Here is a 17,624-nt window from a genome sequence, read left to right as displayed (position 1 = left end):
GTTTCACTGCTCGTCTATTCGCGGCGCGAAGCGCCGCGCAACCTCTCACTCCGAGTCGGTCGTCGGCCCGCTCGCTCGCGGTGAGTGACGGTGAACAGCCTGCCCTCCCCCGGCTCGCGGAGCCCTCAGCTCTTCGAGCCCCGCTCACGGCCATCGAACAGTTCCGTCTCTCCACTTGATTCCGGATCGCAAGCCCTTACGCCGCTCGTCCCCGAGAGCGACTATGCGAACGATTCGAGTCGTCTGGGGGTCGGCGTCGGCACCCACGGCGATGGCCTCCTACGACGCCGCCCTCGCCGAGGCCGGCGTCGAGAACTATAATCTCGTCTCGGTCTCCTCCGTGATCCCGGCGGAGACGACCGTCGAAGCCGTCGGCACCGCACCCGACCTCGGCCCCGCCGGCGAGCGACTGACCGTCGTCGAAGCGCGAGCGACGACTGCCGGTCCCGGCCGCGCGAGCGCCGCCCTCGCGTGGGCGCAGTCCGTCGACGACGGACCGGGACTGTTCTACGAGGCCGCGGGCGAGGCGGACCGTGAGGGCGTCGAACGCCGGGTCCGCGAGGGACTGGCCGCGGGACAGGGGCTCCGCGACTGGGAGTTCACCGACCCGCGGGTCGCCGTCGAGAGCCGCCAGGCCGAGGCAGGGGCGTACACGACGGCACTCGTCCTCGCCGTCTACGGCGAGAGCGAGCCGATCATCTAGGATTGTCTCAAAGCGAACCCTTTTCACCGGGCAGCGCATTGCTACGGGCACACACTTCTCATGAACGGAAATACGCCGTACGCAGGGCTACCGGGCGAGACTGGGGCTGGGCAACGTGCCGCGGCGGACGTTCCGGACCTCTCGAGCGCGCAAAAACGACTGCTTCACCGCGACGTCTCGCGGATCGCCGCCCGCACGCGCGAGTTCCTCCCCAACGAATACGTCGTCGACGCCGACGTCTCGAGCGGCATGACCGGCCCGCAGGTCACCGTCGCCGTCCGTCCCCCCGTCGGACACGCCGTCAGCGCCGGCTTCACGCCCGACCTCGAGGAGGCGGCGGCCGCCGAAGAGGTCATCACCGCCGACGAACGCGACGAAGTCGCCCGCGGGCTGGCCGCGAGCGCCGCGCTGCAGGTGAAACAGGCCGTCAGCGACAGCGTGCGGCCGACCGGAAAGTAACCCGAACCCGCTGCCGTCCGATCTGACAGTGCTTCCGTTCCGTCGGTCGCGCGACTGGCGGCCACTCCTCGCGACGCCGTACTCGTCGCCGATCTCGCGAGCCCGACCGCGTCAGTAGAGCAGTTGCTCCAGCTGATGTCGTCGCCGTTCGAGGTCGATCACCGGATCGACCGACGGATCGGTACCGAGTCGCTCGAGGATCAGGAGGGGGTCGGCACCGGTTCGCTCGACCTCTCTGAGCAGCAACTCGATCGCAGTACGGTTCGTCGCGAGCGACGAGCACAGGCCGAGCGCCAGCGCGAGCGGAACCGCCCGCTCGGGCCGCGTCGGGAACCCGTCGCCGACTCGCGAGAAATCGGGGGCCGTATCGGCCCGGTGCTGCTCGTCCGTCACCGGCTCGACGGTCAAACAGTGCGGGCAGAGGGAGACGACCGCGGCCTCCGCCGGCGCGTCCGAGCGGTACTCCTCCGGGACGGAAAACGAGATCGGGGACGAGCCGCATTCGGAACAGGCCATCGGAATGTCGTGCGTCGCCGTCGAGTCGCGTCCCGCAGCGAGCGGGGCCGCGTCTTACTGGTTGGCCGCGGGGGACTGTGCGGCGGTATCCGGCTGGACGTCGTCGAGTTCGTCCTGTTTCGCTTCCGCTTCCTCGGCTTCGGCCGCTTTCTCGGCCTCCCGCTCTGCCTTCTCTTCGGCCTCCTTCTTCTCCTTGATCTTCTTCAGCCGGAACGTCTCCTCGCGCTCCTGTTCCTCGAGCTTCTGCTCGATGTACTCCTGGTTCTCGTAGAGTTCCGGCAGGAGCTTGAACTCGAGTGCGTTGACGCGGCGCTTCGTGGTCTCGATTTCCCGGAGCATCTTCTTCATCGCCGTCTCGACCTCGGCGGCGAGGATGATGCTCTCCAGCAGGTCCTCGTAGGCTTCGGCGGCCTCGTCGATGCGGGCGGAGGTGCCCATGATCCCGTAGCCGCGCTGATCGAGGCTCTTGGAGACCCGGGAGGACTCGATCTGCGGGACGACGACGCCCATGATGTTCTTCGATTCGGTGGTGATCTCGGGGTGTTCCTGCAGCGCCGCTGCGGCACCGCGGACCGCGACGTCACCCTCCATCGCGCGGGCCATGTTGATCTTCTTCTGGGCGGCCTCGTAGTCGTCGGCGAGGTCGCCGCGGACGTCCTGGGCCTTGTCCAGAATGTCCATGAACTCCATGATCAGCCCGTCGCGTTTCTTTTCGAGCGTGCCGTGCCCCCGCTCGGAGAGCTCGATGCGATCCTCGATCGCCATCAAGTTCTTGCGGGTGGGCTTGACGTCGTTGGCCATCTTGTGGGTGGATAGCGCCCCCAGTCGGATAACTGTTTACAGTTTCCGCGCTCCCCACGCGCCCGATTCGAGGCGAATCGACGCCGTCGGTTCGCCCCCGCCGCGACCTAGCCGAGGAACAGATCGACCATGTCACCCGACGACTGGCCCTTATAGAGTTCCGAGTAGCCGCAGTTTCGACAGCTCACTACCATGAAGCTCCGATTCTGAATATCGAACATCTTCGACAGACCGCTTCCGGTCGTCGAAATTTCGTCGATCTCCGTCTCCGTGTGGTCGCACTTCGGACAGCCGCGATCGGCGTCTTTCATGCACGAAACTTCCTGTCACCACACAAAACTTTTGTGTTCGGCCGCTCGAGTATCCGCCGAGCCATGTCCGTCGTGCTCGGTATCCTCCTGGTAGTCTCCCTCGCGATTCCGCTGCTTCTCTGGCTGGCGATCAGTCAGGAGACGGCGGACCCGACCGTGGTCGACCGCGCGGAAGCGGAACGAATCGCCAAAGCGCACGGCGGTCGCAACCGCTCGCGCTCGACGGACGGCCCGGATCGGGCCGCCGCCAGCGACGATCACGCGGCCGTCGGCCGTCGGAATCGACGCGAAGACACCGATCGGGACGACGAGTGGGGGGATCGACGCGCGTAACGCTCGAGCGGCCCGGCGGTCGCCGACTCACCCCCGCCCGACCATTCGATCTTCGTCGCCCCACTCCTCCTGTCGGAGTTCGTACTTCTGGACCTTCCCCGTCGCCGTCGTCGGGAGCTCTTCGACGAACTCGATCCGGTGGACGGTCTTGTAGCCCGCGAGGTGCTCTCGAGTAAAGGTCTCGAGGTCGTCCGCCGTCACGCCGGGGTCGTCGGGATCGTCGCTCGCGGGGACGACGAACGCCTTCGGCGTCTCGCCCCACTCGTCGCTCGGTGACGGAATCACGGCGACGTCCGACACTTCCGGGTGATCGAACAGGGTGTCCTCGAGTTCGATGCTCGAGATGTTCTCGCCGCCCGAAATGATGATGTCCTTCTTCCGGTCCTGAATCGCGATCATCCCGTGTTCGTCGATCGTCGCGAGGTCGCCGGTGTGGTAGTAGCCCTCGACGCGGTCGGTGAACGCGTCCGCGGTCGCCTCGGGTTTCTGCCAGTACTTCTCCATGATCTGGTTGCCGCGGACGACGACCTCGCCGAGGGTCTCGTCGTCCCGTGGGACGTCCTCGCCGTGCTCGTCGACGACCCGGATCTCGGTCCCGAGGTAGGCCAGCCCCTGCCGTTTCTTGATCCGGAACCGGTCGTCGCTGTCCTCGTCGAAGTGTCGGCGGGCGTCGGAGGTCGTGATCAGTGGCCCCGTCTCGGTCGCGCCGTAGACGTGTTTCAGGTACCAGCCGAACTCGTCTTCCACGGTCCGGATGGTCGCCTCCGGCGGTGCGCTGCCCGCGGTCGCGAGCCGAACGTCCCTCTCGCCGGTCGTTTCGGGGTCGGTCTCCTCGTAGTAACCGACCAGCATGTTCAGCACCGTCGGCGCGCCGCACATGTACGACACGTCCTCCGATCGCACGGCCTCGAAGATGTCCCCGGCGTCGACCCCGCGCGTACAGACGTGTTTCGCGCCGATCCCCGTGATCGCGAAGATGTGTCCCCAGCCGTTCGCGTGGAACATCGGCAGCGTCCACAGGTAGACGTCGTCGTCGGTGATCTCCTGATGGGCGACCAGCAGGTACGCGTGGATCGTCTCGCAGCGATGGGTGCGACAGACACCCTTCGGATCGCCCGTCGTCCCCGACGTGTAGTTGATCGTGATGAGTTCGTCCTCGCTCATCTCGGGGCGATCGTACTCGGTGCCCGCCTCCTCGAGCACCGCGTCGAACTCCTCCCAGTCACCATCGACGGCGTCCGCGTCGTTCGTCACGAACGTCTCCGTCGGCACCTCGTCGCGGATCGCCTCGATCTTGTCGGCGAAGTCGTAGTCGGCGTAGATTGCGTCGACGCCCGCGTCCGACAGGATGTACTCGAAGTCGTCGGGCGTGAGCCGGTAATTCAGCGGCGTGTGGATCGCCCCGATCTGCATGGTCCCGTAGGCCGCCTCGAGGTGGTAGTGGGTGTTCGGGTCGAGGACGGCGACGCGGTCCCCCTTCTCGATCCCGCGCGCTTGCAGTGCCGCGGAAAATCGGTCGGCTCGCTCGCCCAGTTCGTCGTACGTGAACCGCTCCCCCGTGGTGGCGACGACCGCCTCGTCGTCGCCGTAGTGCGTTCGCGCCCGGTCGAGGAACTCCGGCACGAGTAGTGGTTTGTGCATGCATACCGCGGTTCACTGGCGGAGCATACGGTTGTTTCGATTTGTCGTATTTGCTGATAGTTCTCGGCGCGAACTCGACGGCCGAAGACGGCTCGCTCGACGTGACCCGAGAGATCGCATGCTGGCCGATAGCCGATCGAGAAACGCGTGACGAACGAAAGCAGGAGTCGAGTTAGTCGTCGGCCGTAACTTCGGCGGCTTCGGACTCGTCTTCGCGGTAGTGCTCTTCGATGAGGTCCTCGTCGATACGGTTGAGCGCCTCCTTCGGCAGGTCCGACAGGAGATCCCAGCCGACCTCGAGCGTTTCGTCGATCGAGCGGTTGGTGTCGTACCCCTGCTGGACGAACTCCGCCTCGAAGCGGTCGGCGAAGTCGAGGAACTTGTTGTCCCGCTCGGAGAGCGCTTCGCGACCGACGATGTTCACGAGGTCGCGCAGGTCCTCACCCTCCGCGTAGGCGGCGTACATCTGGTCGGAGACGTCGCCGTGGTCCTCGCGAGTGAGCCCCTCGCCGATCCCGTCGTCCATCAGCCGCGAGAGGCTCGGCAGGACGTTGACCGGCGGCTCGATCCCCTGACTGTTGAGGTCCCGATCCATCATGATCTGGCCCTCGGTAATGTAGCCGGTCAGGTCCGGAATCGGGTGCGTGTCGTCGTCGCCGGGCATCGTCAGGATCGGAATCTGCGTGACCGATCCCTCCTGTCCTTCGATTCGACCCGCACGCTCGTAGAGCTGTGCTAGGTCGGTGTACATGTACCCGGGGTAGCCACGTCGACCCGGGACCTCCTCGCGTGCGGCACCGATCTCGCGCAGCGCCTCACAGTAGTTGGTCATGTCCGTCAGGATGACCAGCACGTGGTACCCCTTCTCGAAGGCGAGGTACTCGGCCGTGGTGAGCGCGAGTCGCGGCGTGACCTGCCGTTCGACCGCGGGGTCGTCCGCGAGGTTCATGAAGACGACCGAGCGCTCGAGCGCGCCGGTGCGCTCGAAGTCGTCCATGAACTCGTTTGCCTCTTCGGCGGTGATCCCCATCGCACCGAAGATGACGGCGAACTCGGAGCCGTCGTCGTCTTCGCCTTCCTCTTCCTCCGGCACCGTCGCTTGGCGGGCGATCTGCAGCGCGAGTTCGTTGTGGGGCAGCCCCGATCCGGAGAAGATCGGAAGCTTCTGGCCCCGGACCAGCGTGTTCATGCCGTCGATGGCGGAAATGCCGGTCTGAATGAACTCCTCGGGGTACTCTCGAGAGTAGGGGTTGATCGCTTCGCCGACGATGTTGTGCCGTTCCTCGGGGACGATCTCCGGGCCGCCGTCGATCGGGTTTCCGGAACCGTCCAGCACCCGCCCGAGGAGGTCCTCGGTGACGGGCATCTTCATCGTCTCGCCCAGGAATCGAACGGACGCGTTGCGGTCGATTCCGCCCGTCCCCTCGAACACCTGGATCGAGACGATACCCTCGCTCGATTCCAGCACCTGGCCGCGCAGCGTCCGCCCGTCCTCGGTCTCGATCTCGACGATCTCGTCGTAACCGACCGGCTCGTCGACCTCGGCGAACACCAGCGGACCGCTGATTTCCGTGATAGTCTGGTACTCTTTCATCGTTAGTACAGTGCTCGTAGTTGCTCTTTGAGGTCGTTCTCGATCTCGTCGATGAACTCCTCCCACTCCTCGGCCGTGCCCATCCGGTTGAGCTGTGGCGCAGCGTCGACGTCGGTGATCTCTTCGGGTGGCACACCGGCGTCGAGTGCCTCGAAGGCCTCGTCGTTGAACGTCTTGATCGCCGTTAGCATCCGGTAGGTCTTCTCCGGTTCGCAGTAGGTGTCGACGTCGTGCAGGGCGTTCTGCTGGAGCCACGCCTCACGCAGGTAGCGTGCGACCTCGAGCGTGAGCTGCTGGTCCTCCGGCAGCGCGTCCTTGCCGACGAGCTGGACGATCTCCTGCAGTTCGTCCTCCTCGTCTAACACGTCGACCGCCCACTGTCGAGTCTCCGCCCAGTCGCCGGCGACGTTGCTCTCCCACCACGGGTCGAGCTGGTCCTTGTACAGCGAGTAGGACTCGTTCCAGTTGATCGAGGGGAAGTGCCGCCGTTCCGCGAGGTCGGCGTCCAGTGCCCAGAACGTCTTGACGATACGCAGGGTGTTCTGAGTCACGGGTTCGGAGAAGTCACCGCCCGGCGGCGAGACCGCCCCGACGACCGAGATCGATCCTTCGCCGCCGTTGATCAGCTGGAACTTGCCGGCGCGCTCGTAGAACTCCGAGAGCGCGGCCGCCAGATACGCGGGGTAGCCCTCTTCGCCGGGCATCTCCTCGAGTCGGCTCGAAATCTCCCGCATGGCCTCGGCCCACCGCGAGGTGGAGTCGGCCATCAGCGCCACGTCGTACCCCATGTCGCGGTAGTACTCCGCGATCGTAATCCCCGTGTAGATACAGGATTCGCGGGCCGCGACGGGCATGTTCGACGTGTTGGCGATGAGGCACGTCCGGGCCATCAGCGGGTTCCCGGTCTGCGGGTCGGGCAGTTCCGGGAAGTCCTCGATGACCTCGGTCATCTCGTTGCCGCGCTCGCCACAGCCGATGTAGACGACGATGTCCGCGTCGGACCACTTGGCGAGTTGCTGCTGGGTGACGGTCTTCCCGGAGCCGAACGGGCCGGGAATCGCCGCCGTCCCGCCCTTCGCGAGCGGGAACAGGCCGTCCTGAACGCGCTGGCCCGTCACCAGCGGTTCGGTCGGCGTCTCCTTGTCACCGGCGGGCCGGGCTTCGCGGACCGGCCACTCCTGGTGCATCTGAATCGCTTCGCCGTTGTCGAGTTCGACGACGGTCTCTTCGACGGTGAACTCGCCGCTCCCGACGCTGGTGACCTCGCCGCCCTCGTAGTCCGGCGGCACCATGACCTTGTGGTCGATGGTGACGGTCTCCTCGACCGTCCCGACGACGTCGCCGGGTTCGACCGTATCGCCCGTCTCGACCTCGGGGACGAACTCCCACTGCTTCTCGAGGTCGATCCCGGGGGCGTCGACCCCGCGGTCGAGGAACGCCGTCCCCATCTTCTCCTCCAAGACGTCGAGCGGCCGCTGGACGCCGTCGTAGATGGAGTCCAGCATACCGGGTCCGAGGTCGACGCTCAGGGGTTCGCCCGTGTTCTGGACGGGTTCGCCCGGGCCGACGCCGGAGGTTTCCTCGTACACCTGAATGGTGGTCAGGTTCCCTTCGATTTCGATGACCTCGCCCATCAGCCCTTCGTCGCCGACGTAGACGACGTCGTTCATCCGGGCGTCGAGGTCCGTGGCGGTCACGACGGGACCGCTCACGCTTTCGATTACACCGTCTTCGTCGACGGATTCGATGTCTTCTGCCTGGCTCATAGTTTAGCTGTCTTCGTCCTCGTCCATCAGGTCGATACCGATCGCGCGTTTGATCTGGTCGCGCAGCCCGCCGCCACCGGTGCCGCTGCCGATCGTGACGACGACCGGCTCGACGCTCGTCTCGACTTCCTGCCGAACGTTGCGCGACAGGTACTCGAGATCGTCGTCGTGCATGATGACGATCCCGACGCCCTCGTCCTCGAGGGCCGTCGTCGCCGCGTCGTCTAACCGGTCGTCCTTTTCGTCGTCCGGGACGTTCTCGAAGCGACTGACGCCTGCGAGGCGGAAGCCGGTCGTAAACTCCGGACTGCCGACGACTGCGATTTCCTGGCTCATAGGATCACCAGCTCCTCTTCGATCTCGTTCTCGTCGAGGCCGACCTCGCGGCCGCGCGCGATCGCACGGATGTTCTCGATCTCGCGCTCCTTCGCGAGGATGTACGACAGCACGGCCGAAACGGAGGTCGGGTAGATGCTCGAGAGCGTGTCCGCGTACTCGAGCAACGCAGCATCTAGTGCGTGCTCGAACTGGATAAGGCTGTCAGCATCGCGCAGCCGGTCCATCGCCCCCGAGAGTCGGTCGCCGTAGCGTTTGTTGTCGGCGATGTGATCGACGAGCGCGTCGTAGTCGGCGACGAGACGGCTCAGCTCCGACCGATCGAACAGGACGCCACCCTCGATGTAGTAGCTGGCGGGATCGAGGTCCGCCCCGCTGCGAGCGAGTCGCAGCGCGTTCCGGGCGTTCCGGAAGTCGATCTCGGCCTGGAGGAACTCGATGTACTTCGCCTCCGGACCCTCCTGGGGTTCGTCGCCCGGGCCCCTCGAGACGTCCGCGAGCAGGTTCTCGTAGAATTCCCGGTCGAGGGCGTTCTCGAGGGGGACGAGCGCGCCCGTCTCCTCGAACTCCTCGTAGGCCTCGGTCAGTGGCTCGTAGTAGACTGTCCGGCGCAGGACCTCGATCGCATCGTCGATGGTATCGACCTCGAACAGACGTTCGATCGTCGCGTCGTCGAGTTCGCCGGCCTGGATCAGGTCGGTCCGGATCTCCTCGGGACTGGAATCGGTGTAGATCCCTCGGAAGATCGTCTTCAGGTTCCAGACGTCGAACTTCCGGAGATACCGGGCGATGAGGTCGTAGAGGCGTCCCTTCGACCAGTCGAGCAGGTCCTGGAAGTGTTTGGCGAGGTTGCGGTTTAAGGCGTACTCGATCAGGTCGACGCCCGAGAACCGCGTACCGAGCGCGTTGATCTCGCGTTCGTACTCCGTCTCCTCCATGAACCGCGCGATCTCGCTCGGCCCCATCCGGATCAGCTTGCGATAGTCTTCGTCCGAGAACAGCGAGGCTCGGCGCGACCGCACGCGAGCGTTCACGTATTCCGGATTCGAGGCGCCTGCGCTCATTGCTCGAAGAGTCGGTTGCTGATCTCCCGGAGGTTGTCTTCCCAGACGTCCTCGAGCACCGAGTCGAACGTGTTGTTGACCCGAACCCGAGACTGGTCGCTCTCGACGACGACGCCGCCGAGACAGTCGTGCTCGCCGGCGTACTCGTAGCCGTCGTAGTCGGCGAGGATCGACTCGATCAGTTCCTCGTCGCCCGCGCGGCCGTAGACGTTGACGTCGTCTCCTTCGTCGAACTCGCCGCTCGCGGCCTCGAGCAGGTCGCGGGTGAGTTCCTCGCGGGTGTCGCCCTCGAGGGCGGCGAGTTCGTCCTCGACCTGCTCGCGGACCTCACCGAGCACGTCGCGACGGGCCTCCAGGCGCTTCTGTTTCGCCTCCAGTTTCGCACTGGAGAGGCGCTGTTCGCGAAGCTGCTCGATCTCGCGCTCGACGTCCCGCTCGGCGTTCTCGAGGATCTCGTCGGCGTCCTCCTCGGCGGCCGATTCGATCTCGTCGGCGCGCGCTTCGCCCTCGGTGCGGGTGTCCTCCGCACGCGCGTGGGCCTCTTCTCGAATGTCTTCTACGACTGTGTCCAAACTCATTGTGAGAGAAAGGGGTGGTCGCTTATTGGACCAGGAAAATGGCGACGATCGCGAAAATGACGAGCGTTTCCGGGAGGACTGTCATAACGATACCCGGAACGAACATGTCATCGTCTTCGGCGATCGCGCCGACTGCCGCGGCACCGATACCCCGCTCAGCATATCCTGCGGCGAGAGCGGAAAGACCGACCGCCAGCGCAGCAGCACCGATGTCCGTAAGGAAGGGCGATTCTTCGACGGTTTGTCCGTTCTGCAGTACAACGTCGGCCACTTCTGGTAGAGCTTCGATCATGGTTAAGACGTGTTGTGTTGTGAGTTCGATTGCTCCGAACAGACGTATCTGGCCCTGCCCTCCCCATAAAACTCTCGAAAAAACTCCGGTATGGATAAACGATAGTAGCCTGCACGGCGGTACTTTTCCAGCCTAGTCAATAAAACAACCTTATACATCAACTGTTTGTAAATAGTTGCTGGGGCTACAGGACTGTACGAATCCGACGTCGACGAGCCCGAGGCGACACAGTCACGACCGGCGGTGTCCCGTCGGCGTCGCTATCGTGTCCGTGACCAGCAGGAGAAACGAGACCACCGCGAGCCACACGCGGCGGATCGAACGATCAGTCGGCAGACGAGCGGGTCAGTCGGCGGGCTGCGCGCCGGTGTCCCCGTGTCCGAACGGCTCGTACTCCTCGCCGCCGCCCTCGTAGAACTTCTGGAAGAACTCCACGTACTCGAGGCGGAGCATCTGGATCCCTGCCGCGGTGATCCCCAGCAGGAGCACCAGGACGTGCCCGAAGACGAAGACGAGGATCGCGAGCGGAATCCCGATCCAGACTGGATCCATCCAGAGCAAGCCGACGAAGTTCTGCTCGTAGCCGGCGACGTCGTAGGTTGGCAGGTTGAATACGGTGTGGCCGTGGTCGGTGTAGCCCCCGAACACGAGCAGGTTCACCGCGAACGCCATCCCGGCCTTCGCAAGCAGGACGGCGACCAATCGAAGATACGAGAGGACGTGGCCGAACGCCCACGCCGGAATCTCGAAGACGCCCGCGACTCCCTCACCGATGCCGACCATTACGGCGCCGACGAAGAAGGCCGCGATCGCGACGAGCCCGACGACCTCCGGAACCACAGCGTAGTCGGCGATGAACCCTGGCTTCCGGGAGACCACGTGGCCGCTGAAGATCCAGACGAACAGTCCGTTCATCGTGAGGATCCACGAGAGCCGTTCGTAGACCGCGGTCTTGAGCCCGTGTTTCAGCTCGTTGATGAATCCGAGGATAAGTCCCAGATTCAGGTGAATCAGGCCGAAGACGAGGCTGAAGACGATCCACAGCATCGCCCAGTCGGTCGACTGCAGCCCCTTGTCGAGCGAATCCATGAACAGATACGACGACAAAGCGTGGTGGATCCCCTCGGGCATCCAGTACTCGATGTGAACGCCGAACATCTCGTCGTACAGCCAGCCGAAGATCATCGTGAACGCACCGGCCCAGATGCCGATGGTTCCGACCGCCTTCCCGGCGTCGGAGTCGAACGCCCGCCAGGCGCCGTACCCCATCAGCATGTACAGTAGCCCGTAGCCGATGTCGCCGATCATGTACCCGAACGCGAACGGGTAGGTGAGGAAGACGAGTACCGTCGGATCGAGCTCGCTGTACTTGGGCTGGCCGACCATCTTCACCAGCAACTCGAACGGCTTCGCGGGCGTGATGTTGTCGAGAATGACCGGTGGCTGCTCGTCCATCGTGACGGCACCGCCGCCGTGGCCGGCCGTCGTCCCGCCGTCCGTGGCGGTCCGCTGTTGCTTGGCCTGTGCCGGCTCCGCGTCTGCGGGTTCGTCCTCGCGGTCGTCACCACCGTGGCCGTCACCGCCGGAGCCGGTGTGGGCTTCCGCGCCGTGTTCGTGTTCGTCGTAGTCCGCCACCTCGAGCTGTTCGATCTCGACGCTGTCGCCGACGGCGTCGTTCAGCGCGGCGACGAGCCGCTCGTACTCGGTAACCGGAATCCACCCCTCCGCGATGAACGCGTGCTCGCTCGTCGCGAACTGCAGGGGTGCCTCCGCTCGCTGAACCTCGACGGTCAGCTCCCGCTCGACCTTCAGCAGGAAGCCGCCGTCCTCGTGGGCGATCTCCTCGAGTTCGGTGTCGATCTCCTCACGCTCGTCCTCGAGTTCCTCCTCGCGCTCCTCGAGGTCGGTGACGTACGCGCTCGGACTCTTGTCGGTGTCGGGTACCTCGTGACGGGTGAACTCGACGCCGACGAGCGCGTCGTCGAGCGGGTCCTCGTCGGCGTCCTCGGTGGGCGCGGCCACGACGGCCACGACGTCGCCACCGGTAAACGTCTCGAAGGCCCGGATATCGTCGGACGCGGCGACGGCCGCCTCGATATCGTCAACCGGCCCCTCGCCGACGACGACGTCGACCGTCTCGTACCCCGCCAGAAGATCGAGGTCGATCCCCAGTTCGGCGAAGGGGGCCACGCGGTCGATTCGCTCCTTGACCTGCCGGAGTTCGTCGGTGACCTCGCTGCGACGGTCGTCGAGTTCGTTGACGCGGGCCTGGATCTCCTCGAGACGGTCTTCCCAGTCGTCGCCGAGCCGTCCCGATTCGGGCTCGACGTCGGTCTCGGACAGCTCGAGGGCACTCTCGAGGGCGCGGACGGTCACCAGCCGCTCGGAAGCGTGGTCGGCACCCGCCATCGGGTCGCCGTTGTCGAACCCCTCCCAGGAGCCGTCGTAGTCCGAGAGGTGTACCAGACTCAGTTCGTGAACCGTCTCGATGACCGTGGGCATGACGCCCCTGGAACCGGTCACCGAGACCTTGCTCATCTTCTCAGGTCTGAGCATGGACGTCCTCCTGGAACAGTTCGACGACGTGCGCGGTCACTTCGTCGACCCGATCTCGGGCGCGCTCGGCGAGTTCCTCGCGCTCCTGTTCTCCTTCTTCGAGGACCTGCTCACACTCCGCATCGACCGCTTCGCGAGCTTCCTCCAGACGGCGCTCTCTGACCTCCTGCGCCTCCTGTTCCGCTTCCGTGCGAATCTCCTCGGCACGTTTCCGGGCCTCGGCTATTCGCTCGTCGCGGTCGTTCTCTGCCAATGCGACGATCTCGTCGGCCTCGTCCTCCGCCGACTTAATTCGTTCGAGAACCTCTGGCCTCGGCATACTCTAAGCAGTCGGACGTTTGCCAGAGCGCGTATATGGTAGTTGCGAAAGTGGCTCAGCGCGAGCGGTGTCCAAGCGTCAGTAATTCGCTGTTACTTCGCTTTCATAGCGCCGGGAACGGCAGACATATGCCGGTCGGTCCGAAACTCTTCGCCAATGGGACTTCTCGAGAACAAAGCCCGTGCTCGACTGTTCTACAAGTACCTCTCACGGGTCTACGACCAGGTAAACCCCTTCATCTGGACCGAGGAAATGCGCACCGAAGCGCTCTCCCTGCTCGACTTCGAGGCGGAGATGACGGTGCTGGACGTCGGCTGTGGCACCGGTTTCGCGACCGAGGGACTGCTCGAGCACGTCGACGAGGTCTACGCCCTCGACCAGAGCGAACACCAGCTCGAACAGGCGTACGAGAAGTTCGGCAAACGTGCACCACCGGTCCACTTCCACCGTGGCGATGCCGAACGCCTCCCGTTCGCGACGGACACGTTCGACGTCGTCTGGTCGTCCGGATCGATCGAGTACTGGCCCGAGCCGATCCTCGCGCTCCGGGAGTTTCGCCGCGTTCTCAAACCCGGCGGACAGGTGCTCGTCGTCGGTCCGAACTATCCCGACAACGTCGTCAGTCAACTCCTGGCCGACTCGATCATGCTCTTTTACGACGAGTACGAGGCCGACAAGATGTTCAAAACCGCCGGGTTCGACGATGTGAAACACGCGTTCATGGGTCCCTCGTACGATCCAGACGTTGCGATCACGACGATCGGACGCGCACCCAAGTAACAGCTGTTTTCCGGGGCATGGGCTGTTCCTTTCTGGACCACGAGTCGCTAGCCGACATTCAGCGAACGACGCTACCGCGGCCTCTTGTACGCAGGTGTGATTGACAATGGAAATGAGCGAGCTCGACTGTCAATATGTTTCTATGATCGTAGAAATGGACGGGAAATTCGAGTGGAGACTCGTTGCAAGAGGCCGGTGGTCCCCGTTGGGCCGAGACTGAGCGGGCCCACCCGACTAAACCGCCGTCGTCTCGAGTTCGGCCACCCGCTGGCCGTCGACGGCGAGCGTTACGGAGACGGCGTCGCCCGCTGCAAGCGCCGGCGTATTCGTCTCGGCGACGGACACGCCGGCTTGCTCTCCGGCCGTCCACTTCGGATCGGCTCTCGCGTTGAACGGCCCGTCCGGAGTCCCTTCGAACCCGCTCGCGCCGACGAACGGGACCGGCGGTTGGTCCGATAGCGGTGTCCCGTTCACCGTGATCGTCACCGACAGCGTCTCGACGTCGATCGCGTCGCCGGCCGTATGTTCGATCGTAATCGAGGAGTCCGCACTGTCGGCCGCGAGTTCGAACCTCGCCGTCGGCTGCGGTGCTCCGAGCGACCACGTACCGAGGGCGATGGCAACGACGGTTGTCAAACAGACGGTGAGGACAAGTAGAACGAGGACGCCAACGATCGAACTGATAGCTCGCGCTTCCTGTAGACGGGTGTTCCGTTGCTGGACGTAGCCCTCCGAGGTCATAACCGTACTGCCCGCTTTTTTCCGTATAAAATGAGAGATGATCCGTGACGCAAAACCCGTCAGCTGTCTCGTATCGCACTCCCTCTCCTTCGAAATCGACCTGAACCTCTCTTACCGCGTGACTGTCCCGTTGACGACGCCAGTTTCCGTTTTTGCCTCGAGAACGTTCGTTCCGAGCATCGGAACCACCCATAGCGTTCCGTCTTCACCGGTCTCACCGACTTCGAAACCATCGTACGTGACGGTTGCACTCACTGGCTCGCCTGTCTCCTGATCGGTGATGGTTACCTTGACGGGTCCGTTCGTTGGCGTTCTGTTCATAGTCATGTTCAGGCCGTCGCCGTTCCAGGGACCGAGTTCCGTCGAGGGAAGTGACGGTGCAGAGATTTCCTGTACTTCGCGGTAAACGTCACCAGTTCCGCTGTCGAAGTAAAACTCGAGTCGTCCCTGTTCGTGATCCATTTCTGCCCAGTAGTGGTCCGGACTGTTATCCTGGAAGTACGGCCGATCGCTCGCCCACGGATAGAGTTCCTTCGAGTAATCATATGCTTCTCCCTCTTCGAACTGATCCACTTGTGTCGTGTCACGGTTGTCGAATCGAGCCGTCTCGAGAATGTATCTGTTACCGTCCATCACGGATATATTGTACCCGTTCTGTGATGTCGTGACGACCACGTTGTGATAATCGTTGTCCGGGTTCGCCGCCATCCGCTCGAGGCTCGCTCGGAGCGGTGTTCGATGGTAGTCGAACGTTTTGTAATCGGCGCGCGTACTCGACAGCGCTCCCGGGACTCCCTTTGCTTGGGCTTCTAACTGCCGGAGGCTCTCGCTGAGCTCCCCTGCAGCGTTGTGGTTTCGCAACAACGTCTGGAGGAGGGCTTCCGACGAGAGCTCGCCAGCGGCGTGCGCACGAACGGCCTTCCGCTCGCGTTGTTCGAGCGCGTCGGTCCGGTTCTGCAGCCGGTCGTATGCCGCCCGAATCATCTCCCGTTGCTCCTCGGTCGTTGCGCTTTCGAACTTGCTGTCGACGATCGCGTACTGGTCGTGGTCGATCCGTAGCTCATCGTCGCCGCTCGCGAGTTCCACCGCCAGATCCGGCTTGTATTTGCTGTATCCGTTTCTGACATCGCCGGTGACCGTGAGGCGATTCGTCGTGTTCTCGAGCTCTGTTGGTGCCGTTACCTGGGGTTGGAATTGCCGTTGCTGAATCGCGTCGGATTCGCCGTCTATTCCACCGCTCGGATTCGCTGCAATACCGGTTGTTGTGGGCAGGGAGAAGACAAGAAGGACCGCAAGGAAGACTGATGTCGATCTCTTCATTACACTAACGTACCGGCTCCTGATACAAAAACCGGTCGGCTGCTGATGAGGGAATAAACAGACTGTTATAGGCGGCTTCACATCTTATTAGACCGTTCACAGCCGCCAGTAATATTTTATTTTCCGATGGAAAGGGTTTTTTCCCCCGAGAAACCACCTGTTGGTACGCATGCGGATTCCCACTGCCGCCACATTCGCCCTCACAATCCTCCTAATAACTTCGACGTTGGGGGCGGTGGCCGCTACACCGTCTGTTCCTGAATCAACGACTGCTGATCGATCTCCTGCAGCGTCCCCCATCTCGCCGGCTTTCGCACAGTCGCAATCCGTCTCGTCCGAATTGATCACTGAACCAGCGCTCGAAGACCCTGAGACGAGACAGGTAATTCGGCTTCGTGTTACCGATACTGGTGATACACAGTGGATGATCGAAAGCCGATTTCTCGTGACCAACGAGAGCGAGGCCGAATCCTTCCGGAACTACGCCGAAACGGTCGTCACTGACCGAGAAGACGAACCCTACGATCGGCAAACATTTCAAGAGTACGCCGATCGTGCGAGTGAGTCGACCGGCCGCGAGATGTCCATCGAGAACGCGGGATGGGCCGGCTATCGAATCGAAAAACTCGAGACCGACGGGGAGACCAATGAAAACGTTCGGGTCGGTATTATCACCTACTCGTTTACCTGGACGAACTTCGCCACCGTCGACGGTGATCGAATCCACGTGGGTGACACGTTCGAGGCGACGCCCCTCTTCCGCCAACTGAACGACGGGCAGCGCCTTGTTATTGAATCACCGGATAACTACGGTTTTGTTAACACGCCGACGAGTACGGTGGACGGTGCTCTCATTTGGGACGGCCCTCACGAGTTCGGCCCGAACGACCTACAGATCACGATCCTCCGGGGAGCGGGGCCGAATGGCCCGTCCGTCTCAGGACTGAGTTGGCAGCTCGTCGTACTCATCGCACTCGTCGGACTCGTAATCGTTGCCGGTTCTGCTGGGTACATTCTCGCGCAACGGGACTCGCTCCCATCGATCTCCTTGGATCGACTCCAATCGCTCTCGATCAGTGAGTCGCTTCGGGCGTCCGAACTGCTCGAGCGCCACGGAAGTACCGAGGACGATCGCGGACCCGTTGCAGTGAACGGGAACAGTAACTCCGAACCAGTTCCGACCACGACGACTGATCCGTCCGTATCATCCGAGACGAAATCAGGAACTCAACTCGAGTTCGAGGAGCCCGGGTACGACGGCGTCGATCCCGAGTTACTGAGTGACGAGGAACGCGTCCTTCGCCTGCTCAAACGAAACGGCGGCCGGATGAAACAGGCGTCGATCGTCTCGGAGACAGGCTGGTCGAACGCCAAAGTATCGCAGCTGCTCTCGAAGATGGACGACGACGACGAGATAGAAAAGCTCCGAATCGGCCGGGAGAATCTCATTACGCTGCCGGGCGTCGATCCGACCGAACTCGACTAATCGTCACGGGCCGTTAGCCGATCCGCGT

19 protein-coding genes are annotated in these 17,624 nt (G+C 63.4%); 5 read left to right on the top strand and 14 right to left on the bottom strand.

Going from position 1 to position 17,624, the window contains the following annotated elements; translation table 11 throughout:
- The first annotated feature begins 223 nt into the window (after window positions 1-223).
- The gene (locus BMX07_RS16195) at window positions 224-703 is read left to right on the top strand and encodes a pyruvoyl-dependent arginine decarboxylase (RefSeq protein ID WP_090619552.1); all 480 of its coding nucleotides are present in this window, start codon (window positions 224-226) and stop codon (window positions 701-703) included.
- A 60-nt stretch (window positions 704-763) separates the two neighbouring features.
- Window positions 764-1,162 (top strand): DUF5811 family protein, encoded by a 399-nt coding sequence (locus tag BMX07_RS16190; protein ID WP_090619549.1) that lies wholly within the window; start codon window positions 764-766, stop codon window positions 1,160-1,162.
- Between the two features lie 111 nt (window positions 1,163-1,273).
- Here BMX07_RS16190 and BMX07_RS16185 read toward each other — a convergent pair whose 3' ends face one another.
- From BMX07_RS16185 to BMX07_RS16175, 3 genes are all read right to left on the bottom strand, one after another.
- A complete protein-coding gene (locus tag BMX07_RS16185; protein WP_090619547.1) occupies window positions 1,274-1,678 on the bottom strand; it encodes a DUF6276 family protein in 405 nt (134 codons plus the stop codon).
- 54 nt (window positions 1,679-1,732) lie between these two features.
- Window positions 1,733-2,479, bottom strand: a complete 747-nt coding sequence (locus BMX07_RS16180) for a V-type ATP synthase subunit D (RefSeq protein ID WP_090619544.1) — start codon at window positions 2,477-2,479, stop codon at window positions 1,733-1,735.
- A 107-nt stretch (window positions 2,480-2,586) separates the two neighbouring features.
- Window positions 2,587-2,790, bottom strand: a complete 204-nt coding sequence (locus tag BMX07_RS16175; protein ID WP_090619542.1) for a zinc ribbon domain-containing protein — start codon at window positions 2,788-2,790, stop codon at window positions 2,587-2,589.
- 63 nt (window positions 2,791-2,853) lie between these two features.
- On the opposite strand from BMX07_RS16175, the gene BMX07_RS16170 reads away from it, so the two are divergent.
- Window positions 2,854-3,123: a DUF8143 family protein gene (locus BMX07_RS16170; protein ID WP_090619539.1), complete on the top strand. Its 270-nt coding sequence runs from the start codon at window positions 2,854-2,856 to the stop codon at window positions 3,121-3,123.
- A gap of 27 nt (window positions 3,124-3,150) precedes the next feature.
- Here the strand turns inward: BMX07_RS16170 and BMX07_RS16165 are convergent, their stop codons facing one another.
- From BMX07_RS16165 to ahaH, 9 genes are all read right to left on the bottom strand, one after another.
- On the bottom strand, window positions 3,151-4,764 hold the full coding sequence (locus BMX07_RS16165; protein ID WP_090619537.1) for a long-chain-fatty-acid--CoA ligase: 1,614 nt from the start codon (window positions 4,762-4,764) through the stop codon (window positions 3,151-3,153).
- A gap of 172 nt (window positions 4,765-4,936) precedes the next feature.
- Window positions 4,937-6,358 carry an ATP synthase subunit B gene (locus BMX07_RS16160; protein ID WP_090619535.1) on the bottom strand — a complete coding sequence of 474 codons (1,422 nt, stop codon included), beginning with the start codon at window positions 6,356-6,358 and terminating at the stop codon, window positions 4,937-4,939.
- Between the two features lie 2 nt (window positions 6,359-6,360).
- A complete protein-coding gene (locus BMX07_RS16155) occupies window positions 6,361-8,124 on the bottom strand; it encodes an ATP synthase subunit A (RefSeq protein ID WP_090619532.1) in 1,764 nt (587 codons plus the stop codon).
- 3 nt (window positions 8,125-8,127) lie between these two features.
- The gene (locus BMX07_RS16150; RefSeq protein WP_090619530.1) at window positions 8,128-8,460 is read right to left on the bottom strand and encodes a V-type ATP synthase subunit F; all 333 of its coding nucleotides are present in this window, start codon (window positions 8,458-8,460) and stop codon (window positions 8,128-8,130) included.
- Complete coding sequence (locus tag BMX07_RS16145; protein WP_090619528.1) at window positions 8,457-9,524, bottom strand: V-type ATP synthase subunit C; 1,068 nt, start codon at window positions 9,522-9,524, stop codon at window positions 8,457-8,459. The genes BMX07_RS16150 and BMX07_RS16145 overlap by 4 nt, the downstream gene beginning before the upstream one ends.
- Window positions 9,521-10,102 (bottom strand): V-type ATP synthase subunit E, encoded by a 582-nt coding sequence (locus tag BMX07_RS16140; protein ID WP_090619525.1) that lies wholly within the window; start codon window positions 10,100-10,102, stop codon window positions 9,521-9,523. Before BMX07_RS16140 ends, BMX07_RS16145 begins: the two co-directional genes overlap by 4 nt.
- A 22-nt stretch (window positions 10,103-10,124) precedes the next feature.
- Window positions 10,125-10,394 carry a hypothetical protein gene (locus BMX07_RS16135; protein WP_090619522.1) on the bottom strand — a complete coding sequence of 90 codons (270 nt, stop codon included), beginning with the start codon at window positions 10,392-10,394 and terminating at the stop codon, window positions 10,125-10,127.
- Window positions 10,395-10,739: 345 nt separating this feature from the next.
- Window positions 10,740-12,950 (bottom strand): V-type ATP synthase subunit I, encoded by a 2,211-nt coding sequence (locus BMX07_RS16130; protein WP_245742135.1) that lies wholly within the window; start codon window positions 12,948-12,950, stop codon window positions 10,740-10,742.
- Window positions 12,937-13,269 (bottom strand): ATP synthase archaeal subunit H, encoded by a 333-nt coding sequence (ahaH, locus tag BMX07_RS16125; RefSeq protein ID WP_090619518.1) that lies wholly within the window; start codon window positions 13,267-13,269, stop codon window positions 12,937-12,939. The genes BMX07_RS16130 and ahaH overlap by 14 nt, the downstream gene beginning before the upstream one ends.
- 156 nt (window positions 13,270-13,425) lie before the next feature.
- Between ahaH and BMX07_RS16120 the strand changes: the two genes are divergently transcribed.
- Window positions 13,426-14,049, top strand: a complete 624-nt coding sequence (locus BMX07_RS16120) for a methyltransferase domain-containing protein (protein ID WP_090619516.1) — start codon at window positions 13,426-13,428, stop codon at window positions 14,047-14,049.
- 234 nt (window positions 14,050-14,283) lie between these two features.
- On the opposite strand, the gene BMX07_RS16115 is transcribed toward BMX07_RS16120, so the two are convergent.
- Together BMX07_RS16115 and BMX07_RS16110 are read right to left on the bottom strand one after the other, a co-directional pair.
- The gene (locus BMX07_RS16115; RefSeq protein ID WP_090619513.1) at window positions 14,284-14,790 is read right to left on the bottom strand and encodes a type IV pilin N-terminal domain-containing protein; all 507 of its coding nucleotides are present in this window, start codon (window positions 14,788-14,790) and stop codon (window positions 14,284-14,286) included.
- A 111-nt stretch (window positions 14,791-14,901) separates the two neighbouring features.
- Window positions 14,902-16,191, bottom strand: coding sequence for a DUF7096 domain-containing protein (locus BMX07_RS16110; protein WP_245742134.1), 1,290 nt, complete (start codon window positions 16,189-16,191; stop codon window positions 14,902-14,904).
- Between the two features lie 88 nt (window positions 16,192-16,279).
- Here BMX07_RS16110 and BMX07_RS16105 point away from each other — a divergent pair, with 88 nt between their 5' ends.
- Window positions 16,280-17,596, top strand: a complete 1,317-nt coding sequence (locus BMX07_RS16105) for a helix-turn-helix transcriptional regulator (protein WP_090619509.1) — start codon at window positions 16,280-16,282, stop codon at window positions 17,594-17,596.
- The last annotated feature ends 28 nt before the right edge of the window (window positions 17,597-17,624 follow it).

It is taken from the genome of Natrinema salaciae, assembly GCF_900110865.1.
Lineage (GTDB): Archaea > Halobacteriota > Halobacteria > Halobacteriales > Natrialbaceae > Natrinema > Natrinema salaciae.
Note: the sequence above shows the minus strand (reverse complement) of the source record. Positions and strands in the feature narration are given on the sequence as shown.

Excerpts from the sequence above, each read along its gene's own strand:
- BMX07_RS16185 (WP_090619547.1), bottom strand. The coding sequence starts at position 1,678 with ATGGCCTGTTCCGAATGCGGCTCGTCCCCGATCTCGTTTTCCGTCCCG.
- BMX07_RS16140 (WP_090619525.1), bottom strand. The coding sequence starts at position 10,102 with ATGAGTTTGGACACAGTCGTAGAAGACATTCGAGAAGAGGCCCACGCG.
- BMX07_RS16155 (WP_090619532.1), bottom strand. The coding sequence starts at position 8,124 with ATGAGCCAGGCAGAAGACATCGAATCCGTCGACGAAGACGGTGTAATC.
- BMX07_RS16180 (WP_090619544.1), bottom strand. The coding sequence starts at position 2,479 with ATGGCCAACGACGTCAAGCCCACCCGCAAGAACTTGATGGCGATCGAG.
- ahaH (WP_090619518.1), bottom strand. The coding sequence starts at position 13,269 with ATGCCGAGGCCAGAGGTTCTCGAACGAATTAAGTCGGCGGAGGACGAG.
- BMX07_RS16160 (WP_090619535.1), bottom strand. The coding sequence starts at position 6,358 with ATGAAAGAGTACCAGACTATCACGGAAATCAGCGGTCCGCTGGTGTTC.
- BMX07_RS16105 (WP_090619509.1), top strand. The coding sequence starts at position 16,280 with ATGCGGATTCCCACTGCCGCCACATTCGCCCTCACAATCCTCCTAATA.
- BMX07_RS16175 (WP_090619542.1), bottom strand. The coding sequence starts at position 2,790 with ATGAAAGACGCCGATCGCGGCTGTCCGAAGTGCGACCACACGGAGACG.
- BMX07_RS16135 (WP_090619522.1), bottom strand. The coding sequence starts at position 10,394 with ATGATCGAAGCTCTACCAGAAGTGGCCGACGTTGTACTGCAGAACGGA.
- BMX07_RS16190 (WP_090619549.1), top strand. The coding sequence starts at position 764 with ATGAACGGAAATACGCCGTACGCAGGGCTACCGGGCGAGACTGGGGCT.
- BMX07_RS16145 (WP_090619528.1), bottom strand. The coding sequence starts at position 9,524 with ATGAGCGCAGGCGCCTCGAATCCGGAATACGTGAACGCTCGCGTGCGG.
- BMX07_RS16150 (WP_090619530.1), bottom strand. The coding sequence starts at position 8,460 with ATGAGCCAGGAAATCGCAGTCGTCGGCAGTCCGGAGTTTACGACCGGC.
- BMX07_RS16195 (WP_090619552.1), top strand. The coding sequence starts at position 224 with ATGCGAACGATTCGAGTCGTCTGGGGGTCGGCGTCGGCACCCACGGCG.
- BMX07_RS16115 (WP_090619513.1), bottom strand. The coding sequence starts at position 14,790 with ATGACCTCGGAGGGCTACGTCCAGCAACGGAACACCCGTCTACAGGAA.
- BMX07_RS16170 (WP_090619539.1), top strand. The coding sequence starts at position 2,854 with ATGTCCGTCGTGCTCGGTATCCTCCTGGTAGTCTCCCTCGCGATTCCG.
- BMX07_RS16120 (WP_090619516.1), top strand. The coding sequence starts at position 13,426 with ATGGGACTTCTCGAGAACAAAGCCCGTGCTCGACTGTTCTACAAGTAC.
- BMX07_RS16165 (WP_090619537.1), bottom strand. The coding sequence starts at position 4,764 with ATGCACAAACCACTACTCGTGCCGGAGTTCCTCGACCGGGCGCGAACG.
- BMX07_RS16130 (WP_245742135.1), bottom strand. The coding sequence starts at position 12,950 with ATGCTCAGACCTGAGAAGATGAGCAAGGTCTCGGTGACCGGTTCCAGG.